General features: G+C 59.9%; 21 protein-coding genes. 18 read left to right on the forward strand and 3 right to left on the reverse strand.

The window, feature by feature from the left end; genetic code table 11:
* Positions 1-60: 60 nt before the first annotated feature.
* Positions 61-591: a flagella basal body P-ring formation protein FlgA gene (locus AC0V6U_RS15895; RefSeq protein WP_472644096.1), complete on the reverse strand. Its 531-nt coding sequence runs from the start codon at positions 589-591 to the stop codon at positions 61-63.
* A 185-nt stretch (positions 592-776) separates the two neighbouring features.
* Here AC0V6U_RS15895 and AC0V6U_RS15900 point away from each other — a divergent pair, with 185 nt between their 5' ends.
* Complete coding sequence (locus AC0V6U_RS15900) at positions 777-1868, forward strand: GGDEF domain-containing protein (RefSeq protein ID WP_472644097.1); 1092 nt, start codon at positions 777-779, stop codon at positions 1866-1868.
* 23 nt (positions 1869-1891) lie between these two features.
* Here the strand turns inward: AC0V6U_RS15900 and AC0V6U_RS15905 are convergent, their stop codons facing one another.
* Together AC0V6U_RS15905 and AC0V6U_RS15910 are read right to left on the reverse strand one after the other, a co-directional pair.
* Positions 1892-2302, reverse strand: a complete 411-nt coding sequence (locus AC0V6U_RS15905) for a hypothetical protein (RefSeq protein ID WP_472644098.1) — start codon at positions 2300-2302, stop codon at positions 1892-1894.
* Positions 2299-2961 carry a MotA/TolQ/ExbB proton channel family protein gene (locus AC0V6U_RS15910; protein WP_472644099.1) on the reverse strand — a complete coding sequence of 221 codons (663 nt, stop codon included), beginning with the start codon at positions 2959-2961 and terminating at the stop codon, positions 2299-2301. Before AC0V6U_RS15910 ends, AC0V6U_RS15905 begins: the two co-directional genes overlap by 4 nt.
* 288 nt (positions 2962-3249) lie before the next feature.
* On the opposite strand from AC0V6U_RS15910, the gene flgB reads away from it, so the two are divergent.
* From flgB to AC0V6U_RS15995, 17 genes are all read left to right on the forward strand, one after another.
* A complete protein-coding gene (gene flgB / locus AC0V6U_RS15915; protein WP_472644100.1) occupies positions 3250-3597 on the forward strand; it encodes a flagellar basal body rod protein FlgB in 348 nt (115 codons plus the stop codon).
* 2 nt (positions 3598-3599) lie between these two features.
* A complete protein-coding gene (gene flgC / locus AC0V6U_RS15920) occupies positions 3600-4010 on the forward strand; it encodes a flagellar basal body rod protein FlgC (RefSeq protein ID WP_472644101.1) in 411 nt (136 codons plus the stop codon).
* Positions 4011-4012: 2 nt separating this feature from the next.
* Entirely contained in the window at positions 4013-4426 is a 414-nt protein-coding gene (locus AC0V6U_RS15925; RefSeq protein ID WP_472644102.1) for a flagellar hook capping FlgD N-terminal domain-containing protein, read from the forward strand.
* Positions 4427-4449: 23 nt separating this feature from the next.
* Positions 4450-5265 carry a flagellar hook-basal body protein gene (locus AC0V6U_RS15930; protein ID WP_472644103.1) on the forward strand — a complete coding sequence of 272 codons (816 nt, stop codon included), beginning with the start codon at positions 4450-4452 and terminating at the stop codon, positions 5263-5265.
* 14 nt (positions 5266-5279) lie between these two features.
* A complete protein-coding gene (locus tag AC0V6U_RS15935; protein ID WP_472644104.1) occupies positions 5280-6020 on the forward strand; it encodes a flagellar basal body rod protein FlgF in 741 nt (246 codons plus the stop codon).
* A gap of 47 nt (positions 6021-6067) precedes the next feature.
* Positions 6068-6856, forward strand: a complete 789-nt coding sequence (gene flgG / locus AC0V6U_RS15940; RefSeq protein WP_472644105.1) for a flagellar basal-body rod protein FlgG — start codon at positions 6068-6070, stop codon at positions 6854-6856.
* 14 nt (positions 6857-6870) lie between these two features.
* A complete protein-coding gene (locus AC0V6U_RS15945; protein WP_472644106.1) occupies positions 6871-7569 on the forward strand; it encodes a flagellar basal body L-ring protein FlgH in 699 nt (232 codons plus the stop codon).
* A gap of 102 nt (positions 7570-7671) precedes the next feature.
* Entirely contained in the window at positions 7672-8697 is a 1026-nt protein-coding gene (locus tag AC0V6U_RS15950; protein ID WP_472645791.1) for a flagellar basal body P-ring protein FlgI, read from the forward strand.
* Positions 8694-9023, forward strand: a complete 330-nt coding sequence (locus AC0V6U_RS15955) for a rod-binding protein (protein WP_472644107.1) — start codon at positions 8694-8696, stop codon at positions 9021-9023. The genes AC0V6U_RS15950 and AC0V6U_RS15955 overlap by 4 nt, the downstream gene beginning before the upstream one ends.
* On the forward strand, positions 9023-10360 hold the full coding sequence (flgK, locus tag AC0V6U_RS15960) for a flagellar hook-associated protein FlgK (RefSeq protein ID WP_472644108.1): 1338 nt from the start codon (positions 9023-9025) through the stop codon (positions 10358-10360). Before AC0V6U_RS15955 ends, flgK begins: the two co-directional genes overlap by 1 nt.
* Before the next feature lies 1 nt (position 10361).
* A complete protein-coding gene (locus AC0V6U_RS15965) occupies positions 10362-10925 on the forward strand; it encodes a flagellin N-terminal helical domain-containing protein (protein ID WP_472644109.1) in 564 nt (187 codons plus the stop codon).
* On the forward strand, positions 10828-11280 hold the full coding sequence (locus AC0V6U_RS15970; RefSeq protein ID WP_486169522.1) for a hypothetical protein: 453 nt from the start codon (positions 10828-10830) through the stop codon (positions 11278-11280). The genes AC0V6U_RS15965 and AC0V6U_RS15970 overlap by 98 nt, the downstream gene beginning before the upstream one ends.
* 26 nt (positions 11281-11306) lie before the next feature.
* Positions 11307-12170: a flagellar motor stator protein MotA gene (motA, locus tag AC0V6U_RS15975; RefSeq protein WP_472644111.1), complete on the forward strand. Its 864-nt coding sequence runs from the start codon at positions 11307-11309 to the stop codon at positions 12168-12170.
* Position 12171: 1 nt separating this feature from the next.
* Positions 12172-13107, forward strand: a complete 936-nt coding sequence (locus AC0V6U_RS15980) for a flagellar motor protein MotB (RefSeq protein WP_472644112.1) — start codon at positions 12172-12174, stop codon at positions 13105-13107.
* Positions 13108-13182: 75 nt separating this feature from the next.
* Positions 13183-14484, forward strand: coding sequence for an HAD family hydrolase (locus AC0V6U_RS15985; RefSeq protein ID WP_472644113.1), 1302 nt, complete (start codon positions 13183-13185; stop codon positions 14482-14484).
* Positions 14474-15628: a hypothetical protein gene (locus AC0V6U_RS15990; RefSeq protein WP_472644114.1), complete on the forward strand. Its 1155-nt coding sequence runs from the start codon at positions 14474-14476 to the stop codon at positions 15626-15628. Before AC0V6U_RS15985 ends, AC0V6U_RS15990 begins: the two co-directional genes overlap by 11 nt.
* Positions 15625-16443, forward strand: coding sequence for a class I SAM-dependent methyltransferase (locus AC0V6U_RS15995; protein WP_472644115.1), 819 nt, complete (start codon positions 15625-15627; stop codon positions 16441-16443). The genes AC0V6U_RS15990 and AC0V6U_RS15995 overlap by 4 nt, the downstream gene beginning before the upstream one ends.
* The last annotated feature ends 58 nt before the right edge of the window (positions 16444-16501 follow it).

The raw sequence follows: 16501 nt of genomic DNA on the forward strand, positions 1-16501 counted from the left end.
CTTTCTTCATGTACCAGAACGGCGGGGGCCATCTGCGTTTAAGGGGGCGGGTCAGATTTTTTAGCTCGCGGGTATGATCGCGAAGCCGGGGCGCTCAATTCTGGCCCGCACCGGCTCGCTTTTGCGCGCGGTGCGCACGGCGATCCAATCACCAATTGCCCCGCTGTCGAGTGCTTCGCCTGACTGCTGAACGCTGAACCCGCGTCCGCGCACAGCCACCGTGATCGGATCACCGCGTTTGACGACACGCTGGGCGGGTTGGGCAGCGGGCTGAGGCCGGGTGGAAACAAAGATGCGCCAGCCATTCACCTCCGGGCATTCCACCCGCACGGTTTGACCTGCGCGGCCATGCCATGATGTCATCAGCGGGCTGGCACAATGCGCAAGCCTTAGGCGCCTGTCGGTCGGGGTTCGAGCACCGCCAATCTGGCCAATATTGGCACCAGTAAACTGCTGCACCGCACGGTCGATATCGGCCGGATTGGTGAAGCCTGGCGGTTCTGATCCCGCGCCTAGGGCGGGGGCGAATAGCGGTGTGAACATTAAGGCAGCTACTGGCGAGAAGCACAATAGATTGGTCATCTTGCGCATGTTGAAATTCCTTCGTCCAAAGTGAATGCACTGCCCAGACAGAAGCAAGGCGCGTGCCAAAGCCTTAGGGGTTTTGCCGAGGGTCGGCGGGGCGTCCCTGTTTAGAGCATCGCGCTAGTCCCATAGCTCACACCGACATGTGCTGGCTGCCCGCTCGCAGGCCTGCACCGCAAAAGAATGAGACAATGCCGTACCCGTTGAAGCGCAGCAGCAGCAAACCCAAAGCCAGTTCCTCACAAGCGGGGAACGAGCCCCTGCCGCTCACCACGTCGCGGCTGGCTCGTCATGAGCTGCTCGGCGATATCAACCAATTCATGATCAAGCATGATCTCAATGTGACGGGCCAAAATCTCTCTGTGGTTTGCGAAGCCCTGTCCGGCTCCAATCCTCAGCTCGCAGAAGAATTCACCAGCAGGGAAATCAATCAAGAGCCGATCGATCAGCGCTGGCTTGATACCATCACCCGGCTGGATCCGGGCACCAATGAACGGATCGCTGAACTTGAAAAGCTGATGGACAAGCTGGAGTACTCGCTCCTGCGGTTTGCTCAAACGGCCAAGTCAGCAAAGGACGAAAGCAGCGAACAGCGCGGGGCGATAGGCCTACAAATCGAAGAGTTTGAACGCGGCGCGGCTAATGATGAAGCCGGCCCGAGCGTCGACCGTGTCATCGAGCTATCCAATGCTATGATCGACCGGTTGGAACAGGTTGAGGGGGCGATGGAGCGCAGCCAGGCGGAAACGCTCGAGCTGCGCAGTTCCTTGGCTGAGGCACGGCAGGAAGCGGATGTTGACCATCTGACACGGCTGCCCAATCGCCGCGCGTTTGAGAGGCGTCTTAAATCCGCCAATGATGAAGCCCGCAGCACGAAGCAAAAGCTGTGCGTCGCGTTTTGCGATGTTGATCACTTTAAGCAAGTCAACGACAAGCATGGACACGAGGCAGGCGATCGGATCCTGTGCGCGATTGCTAACACGCTAAGCGAGATCGCCAATGACGAATGCTTCATTGCCCGCCATGGCGGCGAAGAATTTGTGCTGTTGTTCTATGGCCAAGACAAAGACGAAGCTTGGCGCAAGCTCGATGGAGTCCGGCGGATGATGGCGGCGCGCCAATTGCTCAACCGCGAAACCGGCAAGCCGTTTGGCAAGGTGACTTTCTCTGGCGGGATCGCCGAAGTGACCGAGGATAGCGATCCGCGCAGCGCCTTGGCCCGCGCCGATAAAGCACTGTACGATGCAAAGGCTCAGGGGCGAAACCAGATTATCGCGAATTAGTGAAGCGGAGAGGGTACGAGCGCTTACCTGAGCTCGTCGAAAGCAAGGCTGGCATAGACGTCATCTTGCTCTGCCGGGGTCAGGACCACTCGCACGGGCACATCCAATTTGCGCGCAGCCTCTGCCATATCTTGTGCTTCCTGCCAGCTGGCAGAGGGGTCATCGCCGCGATATCGGGCGAAGACAGTCAACGTCGCTCTTGGATCAACGTTCAGCTCGCTTAGCCACTGCCCAATGTCAGAGGTGTCCTGGGTCGGCCGGAACAAAGCCTGCGCCGGGGCGACGGCGATGTCGCGTTCACGCATCGGCACCAAATCAGGTCGCAGTCCGGCCTCGTTTTTAAGGCCAGCCAGGGCTGACAAAGCCACGAGGAACAGGATCAGAGCGAGGTCGGCCAAGATCAGCTGCCATGGCAGAGCATGCCGCATAGTCATGCGATCCCCCTAAGCGCAGCAGCGCGCGGCGGCGCAGGATCGGCAAGCTGGCTGTCCAACCACTCGAGCAGGTCCTCGCGCTGCATTTCTTCGCGCTCGCCCTGCCGTTCGATCGCGCGGGCAAGCGGGATGAAAATCATATGGGCGGTCAGCACGCCGTATAGAGTGGAGACCGCGGCGGCGGCGATAGAGTTCATGGTGTTTTCAAGCGCTCCGGCATCGCCGGGTGACAATTGAGTTATGGCAAATAGAGTTCCGACCAGTCCGAACACTGGACCGAGTTCGCCGGCATGCTCCATCGTGCGCACCGCTTGCATGCGGGCAATGTCGCGCGCTGCCTTGGCGCCGCGCTGCACGCTGTGAACCGCCGACAGCGAACGCTGGCGAATATAGGTGTCAATCAGCCGAGCGACGGCTGGGTCTGGCGGCATTGGTACCTCGGCGCGCAGTGGCCCATCGCGCTGGATCGCCAATATACTCTGCGCCAATACAGCGCGATTGGCGGCCTGATCAAAGCGGCTGCGATTGAGACGGCCAAGCGCCCGCAGGGTCTCGCGCACGTCATGCCATCCGCTGCGCGCGGCTGTCGCAAGTAGAGTGCCCGCCACCACCAGAGCTAAGGCGGCCGGGTCAAACAACATGGCGATATCGGTCAGCATGGTTTGCTTCGGCGTCCTCAAACAGCGGGGGTGAAACAGAGAACGGTAGCTAAGCGCCGCGCTTAAGCCGCTACGCTCAGACCGAGGGGCACGGTGTAACTATGCGGAAACCATGGTGGGTGCAGCGCTCTGCCTGCATAGCGGCAAGGGCTTGCCGCTGATCACAGGCTCATCTGTGAAACCCCTTGCTTTTACGTGTGAATACCTAGCGCGCGGCTTTTGGCACGACCTCTGCATTCTTGTGTGTTCACTCGAGGACCTCCCTCGCCAATGCACAGGAGAAGCGCTTTGAACGAGCAGATTTTCGGCATCCATGGAGCAGCGCTGGAATTGCGCTCTCAGCGCATGGGAGTGCTGGCATCGAACATCGCGAACGCAGCGACGCCGGGCTATAAGGCGCGCGATCTCGATTTTGCCGCTGCGCTTGATGCGCGGCTGGGCGGGATGGGCGCGGATGCCAGTGCCAATGCAAACACCCTGTTTCGCCAATCCGTTATGCCGTCACTGGATGGCAATACGGTTGAGCTCGGCAATGAGCAGATCGCCTTTGCCGAGAATGCCGTCGCCTACAGCGCCACTTTGTCCTTCGTGCAAGGCAAAGTGAACACGATCACTCGCGCGTTGAAAGGGGAATAGGCATGGCCGATGGTGATCGCCTGACCCTGTTTTCGATGACGCAGCGCGCGATGTCCGCGCAATTGGTGCGGATGAATGCCGCCACATCGAACCTGGCCAATGCCGGGTCCGTCGCGCGCAGCGAGGAAGAGGCCTATCGCCCTCTACGCCCGGTGTTTCAAACTGAGCTCGACCGCGCGTCAGGTCTCGCAACCGTCCGCAGCGAAGGCCTGGTGGGTGATGATAGCGCGCCGATCAAGCGATACGACCCAAACCACCCCCTGGCCGATGATGAAGGCCATGTGTGGGAAAGCCCCGTCGATGAGACCGCCGAGATGGTCGAGATCATGGAGAGCGCCCGCCAATATCAAAACATGGTGCAGGCGCTGCAGACGGCAAAGCAGCTGATGCTCGAAACTCTAAGGAGCAATTGACAATGAACACGATTTCCAACGCCGGGGGCCAAGGCTCAGCCCAGAACGCGATTGACCAATTGAATGCGCCGTCGGCGCTGCCAAGGCAAAATGCCATGGCATCACTTGATCAGGGCGATTTTCTGCGCCTGCTGACCACCCAGCTCACTTTGCAAGACCCGCTGGAGCCAACGGACAACGAAGAAATGCTGGCGCAAATGGCGCAGTTTTCCAGCCTTGCTGCGAGCACGGAATCGAGCGCTACGCTGACCGATATCTCTGCCAAGCTCGATGCGCTGATTGAAGCGCAGGAAGCCGCGCTGGAGGCGGCCAATGCGGCGGCTCAAGCAGCCGCAAGTGCTGCGGCCAGCGCCGCTAGTGCAGCGAACTCAGCACCCTCCGCTCAAACTGCCGCGCCCGTCACCACACTCTCCTGAACTCTCACTAGGAAACCTCTCCCATGACTGCATTTTACACCTCTCTGAACGGCCTTAGAAACGCTGAGACCGATCTCGCGGTTGTCGCCAACAATATCGCCAATGCGGAAACGGCTGGATTTAAGAAATCTTCCGCCCAATTTGCCGATATCGTCTCCAGCGGCGCCAGCTCTGATCCCAGACTTTCGGTCGGGATTGGCGCAACAGTCTCGGCGATCAACCAGGATTTTTCATTGGGTTCAATCGAGCAAACCGGGCGCAGCCTGGACCTGGCGATTGATGGCGATGGCTTCTTTGCCATCCGTAATGTTGAAACCAATGAGACCAAGTTTACCCGCAACGGCAATCTGCAAATTGATGGCAATGGCAACATCCAAGATGCGCCGGGTCAGCGGGTGCAGGCTTTTCCAGTTGATGCGACCGGCGCTCCGACCAGTACGGTGCCCGGCGATGCAGTTGCGCCTGTAGTCAACGCCGGCGGATTTGCCCTCTCCAGCGTGACGATCGCGGGAAATGGCGTGATCAGGGCGTCCTATTCTGATGGCTCAACCGAGCCGGTCGGGCGCTTGGCGATTGCCACCTTTGCCGCACCTGACGGCCTGCGCGCGGTCGGACAGACCAATTGGGAGGCGACCGGTATCTCTGGTGCTCCCGAATATGACAGTGCAGAGGCAGGCAATCGCGGCGGCATCCTCAGCGGCGCGCTGGAGCGATCCAATGTCGATTTGGCCGAGGAAATGGTCGCTTTAATCACCGCTCAGCGCAATTTCCAGGCGAATGCGCGGGCCATCGATACCTCGACGCAGATCACTCAGACCATCATCAACCTGCGTTCGTAATCGGATAATCTGCAATGGACCGTCTGATCTACACCGCCTTAACCGGCATGAACGCCGCCATGGACCGGCAGCGCGTTGTGGCGAACAATCTCGCCAATTCCTCCACGCCTGGTTTCCGGCAAGAGGCCTTCGCTGTAACCCCGGCCACACTGCGGGACGGGTCACTGGAGGCGCGCGCTATGGCGCAGGGCGTGGTGCGCGGGGTGGATATGACGCAGGGCCGTGTGGTTACGACGGGCCAACCGCTCGATATGGCCGTTCGCGGCAACGCGCTTATCGCCTTCCAAGCGCCAGATGGCGGCGAGATCTATTCGCGCCGAGGTGATTTGCGGATCGCACCCTCTGGCCTGCTTGAAAACGGCGAGGGCCTGCCGGTCATCGGGCAAGCGGGACCGATCACCGTGCCCGCTGGCACAAAGGTCGCGCTTGGCAATGACGGCAGCGTCCTGGTCAGCGATCCAGCTGATCCAGCGGGCGAGCCGCAAGTGCTCGACCGGATCAAACTCGCCTCGCCCGAAGGCAGCGCGATAGCCAAGGGCATCGATAGTTTCCTGCGCGTCCCCGGGGGCGGCGTTTTGCCCGCTGACCCAACGGCAGAGATCACACCCGGCGCGCTCGAAGCCTCCAATGTCGAAACCGCGTCTACCCTCGTTGAGATGATCGAGGCTCAGCGATCCTTTGAGCAGCGCGCGAAGGTCATCTCCACTGCCAGCGAACTCGACGAAGCCGGCGCCCGCCTGATGTCGATGCGATAGCGTCTGCGCGAAGTAGGCCACCACCAGTCAAACCTAAGGATTAGATCATGCCCAATTCTGCCCTTCACGTCGCCCGCACCGGGCTAGAGGCTCAAGATGCGCGGATGCGCGTTATCGCCAACAATCTGGCCAATGTCGGCACCACTGGGTTCAAGCGCGACCGCGCCGATTTTGCGACCCTTGCCTATCAGCAGCAGCGGGTGGCGGGTCAGCAATCCAATGGTGACACTGCCTATGCAATCGGCCTTAATCTCGGGACAGGTGTTCAGGTAATGGGCACGAGCCGGATCGAGACTCAAGGCACGCTCAACACCACCGGCAACAGCCTTGATATGGCGCTCGATGGGCCCGGCTTCTTCGAGGTTGAACTGCCCAGCGGACAATTGGGCTACACCCGCTCTGGGTCGTTCTCGCTGTCGGCTGACGGTGAGATTGTCACTGGGCAAGGCTATGCGGTGCAGCCGGGCTTGTCAGTTCCGCAGGGCACGCAGTCGATCTCGGTTGCGCCTGATGGCACCGTTAGCGCGACGGTCGCGGACAATGCAGCGCCCGTACAGATTGGTCAGCTGACCATCGCAAGCTTTATCAACCCCGCTGGGCTCGCGCCGCGCGGCGATAACTTCCTTACCGAAACCGCTGCCAGCGGAGCGGCGGAAACTGGGCCCGGAGGCCAGGATGGCCGGGGCCAAGTGCGCCAAGGCATGCTTGAGGCATCAAACGTAAATGTCGTCGAAGAGCTGGTCGAGATGATCGAGGCCCAAAGAGCTTATGAGATCAATTCCAAAATGGTGAGCGCCGTCGACGAGATGCTGCGCAACGCCAACCAGACCTTGTGATGGAGCGCGCAGCTATGACCTTTCGTCTAATGTGTGCCGCTGGATCCGCGCTGCTGCTGGCTGGCTGCATGGGCGGCGGACAGCGCGCGCCCGGTTTTACCGCTCCGCCGCCGCCAATGGAGGCGCAGGCTGCCTATGCTGCGCCTTCGCCTATCCCTTCGGGCTATGTGCAGGCCAGCAATGGCGCGATCTTCCAAGCCTCGCAGGGCTATGCCGGGCTGTATGTCGGCACGCGCGCCCGCAGTCTTGGCGATATGGTCACCATTGTGCTGACTGAAAGCACACGCACGACCAAAAGCGCATCCTCTAATACACAGCGTGATGGCGGGTTCTCACTAACCCCACCGATCGCCGGTCCGCTCGATTTTCTCAATCCCGATGCCCTTAAAGCTGCGGGCCAAGGGTCGTTTTCAGGTCAAGGCGATGCCTCGCAGCAGAGCCAGTTGAACGGAGCCGTCGCGGTCACAATCGCCGCGATCTACCCCAATGGAACCGCCGAAGTGGTTGGAGAAAAGCAGATGTCGCTAAGCCAAGGAGATGAGTGGATCCAGTTCGCTGGCCGCATTCGCCTGATCGACATCAATGCACAAAATCAGCTCTCTTCCTCGCAGGTCGCCAATGCCCGGATCATCTATTCGGGCAAGGGTTCGGTCCAGCGCGCCAGCAAGCCGGGCTGGTTGTCGCGGTTCTTCAGCATGATCACGCCGTTTTGATGGGAAGGGACAGAGCAATGCTTGCACACTTTCCTCGTCTGATCGCGCTATGTTTGGCGATGCTTGCCGCGTTAATGCCGCACGAGCGCCTCGGCTGAGCGGATCCGCGATATTGGCGCGTTCGAAGGCCTGCGCACGAACCAGATCACCGGTTATGGCATTGTCGTTGGCCTGCCTGGAACAGGTGATGGCAATCTGGAATATCTGACCGAGGCAATGCGCGGCGTGTCGGGCCGATTGGGCCTGCAATTGCCGCCGGGTGTGAACCCCAGTCTTGAGAACGCGGCCGCCGTGATCATCACCGCTGAGCTGCCCGTTTTTGCAAAGCCAGGCCAGCGGATCGACATCACGGTATCGACCATGGGCAATGCCGAAAGCCTGCGCGGCGGGGCCTTGATCATGACGCCTCTATATGGCGCGGATGGCCAGATTTACGCGATGGCTCAGGGCAATATCGCTGTGGGCGGTCTTGGGGTGTCTGGCGCGGATGGCTCGCAGCTGATCGTCAATGTTCCGACTGTTGGCCGCATCCCAGATGGCGCGACGATTGAGCGCGCGGTCTCGACCGGATTTGCCAATGGTCAAACTATGCGCTTCAACCTGCACAGCGCCGATTTCCTCACCGCAGCGCGCGTCCGCGATGCGATCAACGATGTCTTCCCCGGGATTGCTCAGATTACCGATGGCGTCAGCATCGAACTGACCTTGCCCGCGGGCAATGATGCGCGTTCAGCCATGCTGGCGAATATCGAAATGCTGGAAGTGACCCCTGCGGCGCAGCGCGCGCGAGTGATCATCAACAGCCGCACCGGGACCGTGGTGATCAACGAGGCTGTTCGGCTTGCGCCCGCCGCGATCAGCCACGGCAAGTTGATCATTCGCATCAATGAAGACCCTCGCGTGGTCCAGCCAGAGCCCTTTACCGATGGTCAGACGGCAATCGAGCCCGCAACGGATATCGAGGTTGAGCAGCAATCCAGCACGATAGGCACTGTGCCTGGTACCGCTTCGCTCAATGAGCTGGTGGATGCGCTTAATCTGCTGGGTGTGGGCGCTGCTGATCTGGTGGTGATCCTGGAATCGCTCAAGCAAGCTGGCGCACTGAAGGCGGAAATGGTGGTGCTATGATCGCTCTGCCTGACACCTCGCCATTGCCTGGCCTACCTCTCGCTAAAGCAGCGCCTAGCGCGCCAGAACCGCTCAGCGCAGAGCGCGCAGCTTTGCGCAAGGCCGCTGAGGGCTTTGAGGCGATCATGCTGAGACGCATGCTCGAAAGCGCGCGTGCGGGCAGCTTTGCGGAGGAGACGCCGCTGACCGGCGGCGGGCTCAAACAGTTTGAAACCATGCGCGATGAGCATTTCGCCGAGACCGCCTCACAGTCGGGCGGCCTAGGGATTGCACGCAGTATTGAAGAACAGCTTTCGCAGCACCTCGCTGGCAATAGGGGCGAGTAATGTCGAGCGTTCTCATCAATATTGGCCGCAGCGGGGCCTCAGCGGCGCGATCAGCGCTAGAGCTGACGGCGCAGAATATTGCCAATGCCAGCAACCCGACATACGCGCGCCGCACTTTGAACCAAACCGAGGTGGTCAGCACGGCCACTGTCGGCCTGTTCACCAGCACCGCGCTGAGCGGAGTGCGCCTTGATGGTATCAGCCGCTCCGACAATTTCCTGCTGCAAGCCCAGGCCCGCTCCAGCGCGAGTGATCTGGCCCGATCCAATGCAGAAATCGCTGGTTTGCGCGGTGCAGAGACGGCCGTTGAGCAAGCGCAAATATTCGAGGTGATGACTGACTTCGAGGCGTCTTTGGCGCGCCTCCAAGGCGATCCGCTCGATCCGTCTTTGCGCGCAGCGGCGCTGGAAAGCGCCCGCGCCGTGGCTGAAACTTTCCAATTCGCTAACCGATCCTTGGGCCAGTTTCGCAGCGCCGTTCAAGCCGACGCGGGCGCTGGCCTCGACACGCTCAACCAGCAGGCCGAAGAGCTTGGCCGTATAAACGCCTCGATCATTCGCGCACTGCCCGGCACCGCTGGCCAAGCGGCCCTGTTCGATCAGCGTGATGCAGCGCTATCGCAGATTTCTGAGCAGTTTGGCGTCTCTGTGGAGCTCCAGACCAATGGGACGGCCAGCGTCCGCTTGGGCGATGCCTCGGGGCCTTCGCTGGTCCAAGGCACATTGGTTGAAACCCTCAATATGACGACGGCAGCCGATGGGACGCTAAGCTTTGACATTGGCGGCTCGGCAGTGAGCCCGGCCACCGGAGCGCTCGCGGGGCATTCGGCGGCGTTGCAAGCGCATGGCGATTTGCAAACCGATCTCGATGATCTGGCGCTTTACACGATGACCATCGTCAATGGCGCGCAGGCCAATGGTACGGCGCCAGACGGATCAGGCGGTCAGCCAATCTTCTCCGGCAGCGGCGCGGGCGACATTGCCATTTCCCTGGCCTCTGGCGCTGGCATAGCGACCGCTCCTGCGGGATCACCCGCGCAAAGCCGCGATGTTTCAAACCTTGAGGCTCTGCGCGGCGCGCTCGCTAATGATGGCCCGGCGGCGCGCACTGACGATATTCTGCTGGTCCTCTCGAGCCGGATTTCCGGCCAAGAGACGACGCAAACCGCGCTGTCGACCATTGCTGAAAGCGCCGCGACCGCGCTGGCGGCAGAAACCGGCGTCGATCTGGACGCAGAGGCAGCCAATCTGGTGCGCTTCCAACAGGCCTTTCAGGCGTCGAGCCGGGTGATGCAGGTCGCCAATGAGATCTTCGATAGCATTCTAGCGATCCGTTAAGATGAGCACGCCGATCAACACTCTTAGCGGTTTCTACCAACGCTCGCTCTCGCAATTGGGCGGGCTGCGCGCGCAATTGGAGGATCTGCAAGGCCAGGTTGCAACCGGGCGCCGGTTCGAACGGTCTTCGCAAGATCCGGTGGCTGCCTCGCGCTTGCGCTCGCTGGAACGCACCGACCGTTTGCAAGCGATCAGCACGGAAAACGCCGACCGGGTGGAGCTCGATCTTGGCGCAGCATCGGATGAAATCTCCGGGATCACTAACCTTCTGTCGCGTGCCCGCGAGCTCGCCATCGCAGCGGGCAATGACACCTTGGATGAGAGTGACTACGGCGCGATTGCGACCGAGCTTGAGCAGCTTGGCGAGGAGTTGCTGACCAGAGCCAACGGCGTGTCCTTGGCCGAGCGAATCCCTCTTTTCCGGCGAAGTCGGCGGCGCAGCCTATGTTCGCGATGCCAGCGGGGCGGTGGTCTACAATGGGAGCAACCAAACCGGCTCGCTGACGATTGCCGACGGGGTAACGCTGGAGCGCGGTATCACCGGCCCAGAGTTTCTGGAGTTTGATGATGGCAGCGGGCCGAGCGATGCCTTCGCATTGATCTTTGGCTTGGCAGCGGCCCTGCAGGGCGGAGCCGCCGATCCTGGCGCGGCAGCGCGCGATGCGATCAGCGGTTTTGATGCATCTTTGGAAAGCGCCAATCGCGGCCAAACGATCTTGGGTGCACGGATCGCATGGGTCGAGACTTTGCAGCAAAGCCAGCTGGATCGCTCACTCACCCGAGCCGAGGAACAGGCCGATGTGGGCGGCGTGGAGCTGACCGAAGCGATCGCTCAGTTGCAGCAGACTTTGACAGTGCTCGAAGCCACCCAAGCCAGCTTTGGACGGCTGAGTTCACTCAGCCTGTTCGACGCAATCTGACCGACCCGATTTTAGGAGAATAGACCGTGTTTGCTGCAATCGGGATCGTTGTGCTGATCGTCATGGTGTTTGGCGGCTACACGCTGGCGGGTGGTTCTATGGGCCCGATCCTGGCCGCTTTGCCGCTTGAAATGATGATGATCGGCGGCGCTGCGATCGGGGCAACCTTGATCGGCAACACTATGCACGAGCTCAAGCTGCTCGGCGGCGGGATTGGCAAGGTCTTCAAAGGGCCTAAGTATTCTGATCAGGATCATATCGATGCGATAGCGCTGACCAGCAAGCTGATGAAAATGCTGCGGGCTGAGGGTGCGGTTGCACTGGAAAGCCATGTGACAGACCCTGAAAATTCGGCGATTTTTGCCGAATATCCCAATCTGCTCAAAGACACGGCGGTGCGCGATCTTATCTGTGACCCGCTCACTTTGATGGTGGTGTCGAGCGGCACATTGGATACCCATGCAGTTGAAGATGTGATCGACAATGCGATCAAAACTCAGCTTCATGAGCTTGAAGAGCCGCAGCATGCCATTCAATCCTTGGCTGATGCGTTTCCTGCGCTAGGCATCGTTGCGGCGGTTCTGGGCGTGATCAAAACCATGGCCTCCATCAATGAGCCGCCTGAAATTCTGGGTAAGATGATTGGCGGAGCTTTGGTAGGGACCTTCCTTGGCGTGTTGCTCGCTTATGGCTTTGCCGGGCCGATGGCATCACGTCTGAAACAGGTGAACACCCACGACCAGACGATCTTTTACTCGATCAAGCAGGTGATCGTTGCCTCGCTGCATGGCTATCCTCAGCCTATGGTTTTGGAAGCAGCGCGGTCTGGTCTGCCACCGGCGCACCGGCCAAAGCTGACTGACCTGCTCGACATGATGCGCGGTCGCTAACATGGCGGATGGTGATGCAAATGGGTCTGCTGCCGAAGCAATTCCGGCACCGATCATCGTCAAGAAGATCACGATCGAAGAGGGCGGCCATCATGGCGGCGCTTGGAAAGTGGCCTATGCCGATTTCGTGACCGCGATGATGGCGTTTTTTCTATTGCTGTGGCTGCTTGGCGCTACGGAGGAAGACCAGCGCAAAGGCATCGCAGACTACTTCACGCCCACCCTGGTCAAAATGCGCCAGCAAAGCGCGGGCGCCGACGGCATGCTTGGCGGCAGCTCGATCACCGACGTCGACAATTACCCCAATTCGATGGGCCAAACGGGCACCCAAGCGATCACCATTCCGCGCGATGCAACGGGCGGGCCGGTTGAAGGCTCTGGCAAGCGAGATGTGGAAGCCGAGCAGATGCGGAAACTGCGCGAAGATATCGAGGAGCGTCTGAGGGCGAAGCAGAAAATCCGCCATCTGGCCAAGCAAGTGAAAGTGCTGCGATCGCCTGAAGGCATTCGGATCGATCTGGTGGACGATGCCGATTTTTCGATGTTTGCTTTGGGCACAACGGTGCTCACTGCCGAAGCGCGCGAATTGCTCGATATCATCTCTGGTGCGTTGGCGGAAAACACCTCGCCTTTGATTGTGCGCGGACATACCGATTCCCTGCCCTGGCGCGACGGCGTGACGGCCAACAATTGGTCGCTATCGACCGGGCGTGCTGAGGCAACTCGCCAGGCTTTGATGCGGCAAGGGCTGTCGGAGGATAGCTTTGCGAGGATCGAAGGGGTCGCCGACAGAGAGCCGCTCAATGCGGCTGATCCGGGCGATCCGCGCAACCGCAGGATCTCGGTTTTGTTGCTGAACGATCAGGCCGCCGCCTCGCGCCGAATTGCCCGCGCTCCCTTAGGTGTAAACCCTGAGGCTGAGGCCGAGGCTCCATAAACCATAAGGTCTTAGCTGTTCACTCCATCTGATTAAGCCGCTGCATATGGCGCGGCATCCAGGGTGGAGCGAAATATGACCGAGACGATACTGCCGCACGAACTTTCGAATGCTCTGGAGCGCGCCAATGCGCCGAAGATTTTGTCGCTCGATTGCTTTGATACCTTGCTTTGGCGCGACACCCATGCGCCGAGCGACGTCTTTAGCGCGCTGCCTGACATCACCCCGCGCCAGCGCGGAGCGGGCGAAGCTAACGCTCGAAAGGCGCAAATTACGCGGCGCGGCAGCAGCGAGGTTTCCCTGGCTCAGATTTACGATCAGGTCATGCCAAAGGCTGATCCAGCGTCCCACAGCGCGGCAATCGCTAGTGAGCTAAGCGCGGAAGCTCAGGCTTGCTTTGCCTTTGCCCCGGCGGTCGAGCTGATGAAGGCTGCGAAAGCGCAAGGGCTTACGGTGATCATCGTCTCTGACACCTATTTGGACGAGCGCGAACTGCTGTCGTTAATCCAGCAATCAGCAGGCGAGGAGGTCGCCGCGTTGATCGACCGGGTCTTTGCGTCCTCAACCCACGGCGTCTCAAAGGGGCAAGGCCTGCTCGCTCGCGCCATGAAGGCCATGAAGTGCAAACCCTCCGACATTCTGCATATCGGGGACAATCGCGCCGCCGACCATGACAGCGCCCGTGCGCTTGGCATTCCGGCACTGCATCTGAAGCAGTTTGACGAGACCGTGCGCCAGCGCCTGCGGCTGGAGCGAACCTGTCAGCAGCTCTCCGGCGAAACGGCAGAGGCCATTCGCGGCCTTCAGCCGCACCGTGCGCTGATGGCCCGCTCAGAACCAATGATCTCAGATATGGCACAGAGGCTGGGGTTCAGCGTGCTCGGCCCAGTTTTTCACGCCTATGAAAAGTGGCTGCGCCGGGAAGCCGAGATGCTGGAGCGGGAGCGCGGCGGGCAAATCCACTGGCTGTTTATGCTGCGCGATGGGCATTTGCCTTACGTGGTCCACGCTGAGGGAGGCGCGGTGGAGAGCGCAAAATGCGTCGAGATCAGCCGGTTTGCGGCGGTCTCCGCATCGCTCACCAGCAACGAGGCGATCGAGGAACATGTAGCGCTCGAACATGGCCTCAATCCATCAACGCTCGCTCGGCAGGTGCTGTTTACCGAAGAGGAGATCGCTCCTTTCGTGGTCGATCAAAAGGCACCGAACGCTGAAGAATTGATGGCGGAAGCGAGCACGAAACTGCTCGCAGAATTGCGCAGCGGCTTAGCGCAAAAAGCTGATCCGCAGGCGTTCGCGCGAATATGCCGACCGGCTGGTCGAACATGTCCGCCAGGCCGTCAATCCGGCCGCTGGGGACACGCTGATGCTGGTTGATCTGGGATATAATGGCTCGGCGCAGAACCGGGTCGACGCCTTGCTGAGTGAAGCCTTCGATGTGCAAGTGGCGGGCCGGTATTTGCTACTGCGTGAGATGACGGCGAGCGGTTTTGATAAGCGGGGCCTGATCGATCAGCGCCACTTTGATGCTGAGTTGCTCGAGGCAATGTGCGCGAACGTTGCGGTGCTCGAACAATTGGCGACAACCGCCATGGGCTCGGTCGCGGACTACTCAAAGACCGGCGAACCAATCCGCAAGGAAAGCGCGGTCAAAGGCCGTCAAAGCGCTGTGCGCGAACGTGTACAAGAGGGCTGTCTCGCGTTCTGCCGCGAGGCGCTCAATCCGCCGGTCATTCGTAAGCATGATGTTCACCGCGAAGATGCCTGGCGCAATTGCGCAAGCTCGGCGCTGATGCGGTTCATGTTCTTGCCGCAAGCGAGCGAGCTGGAGGTGGTCAAGAGCTTTGAGCATGACGTGAACTTGGGCAGCGAGCGAATGGTGCCGCTGTTTGACACCGATCATGCCAAGGCCGGAATGCGGCGGCGCGGCCTGTTCTACATGAAAGGCACAAGCCGGATGTATCTGCCCGCTGAGCTGGCGAGTGAAGATATGAGCACGCGCTTGTCGCTGATGGTCCAAAACCGCTTTGGATTGGGCCTATCCTATATAGATCACGCCCCCAGTTCGCTTGAGATACCGGCGATCTATATCAATGCAGAAAGTTCAGCGCAGTCATCTGTGTCAGCTGTTCCAACCCATGACGGCTATTACACGGCGCGTATTCCAATGGGCGACAAAGGCTATTCCGTTGCATTGCAACTTGGCGCGGTTTGCCAATGGATAGAAATCGCCGAATTAACCCGCTCGCCGCTCAGCGCGCTTGGCGGCGGCGCGATGAATGATGCTGCGCCCACGGCCGCTGAGGCTCAATTCGATTGCCTGCGCGAGCACGCGCCGGGCATTTACGAATGCACATCTGAAACCGGCCTGATCCTGATCTCCCCTGCCGCGAAGCCGAGCACAGAACCGGAGATGATCGAAGTCGTGTTTCGGCCTTTGGTGCGTCGCGGCGGCGAGCATTCAGCGCTGCCCAAACCGCATGATCAACACACCATGACCCATACGGAGCAAGCCGCATGACGAACCTTCTCATTCACTCGATGAGCGAGTTTTCCTCGCTTATCCTGCCCAGCCTGGACAAGGCCAATGTCCGCAATATCGCTGAAATTGGCAGCGAATTTGGCGGCATGTCGCAAGTGCTCGCCGATTATTGCGGGAGCAAGCAGGGCACACTGCATTGCGTGGATCCTGAGCCGCGCGAAGGCTTTGCCGAATGGGTCGCCAGCAGTGAGGCTGCGATCCACCATCCCGCACCTAGCCTTGAGAAGATCGACGAACTTGAGAGCATCGATGCCTGGTTTGTCGATGGCGACCACAATTATTTCACCGTGCTGCGCGAGCTAAGCGCGATTGATGCAGTGTGCCAGCGGGATAACAAACCGCTCATTGCCTTCATGCATGATGTCTCTTGGCCCTGCGCGCGGCGGGACATGTATTACGCTCCTGACCGAATTCCTGAAGATGAGCGGCACGATTATAGCTATGATCATGGTGTCATTCTTGAAGGTAATGAAGCGGTGTTTCAGCGCGGCCTCAAAGGCAATGGAGAATTCGCCTTTGCGCTTGAAGCTGGCGGTCCGCGCAACGGCGTGTTGACCGCCGTTGAGGATTTCATTGCTGAGGCGGATAGCGATGTGCGTCCGCTCTACTATGTTCATGTGCCCGCCGTATTTGGCCTGGGTGTGATCTTTGATGCGAGCGAGGATTGGTCAGAAGAGGTAGCGCAATTCCTGTTGCCTTTTCATGCCAATCCTCTGCTTGCTAGCTTGGAGGAAAACCGGCTGCGCAATTACTTGGCCGTCATTGATTGGCAGGATCGCACTGCCGAGGCTTAGGCCCAGCGCGCGCGGGCTTGCTCCTATCACGCATCGGGAATTGAAACGCAAAAAGGCC

The organism is Erythrobacter sp. W36 (assembly GCF_057364935.1).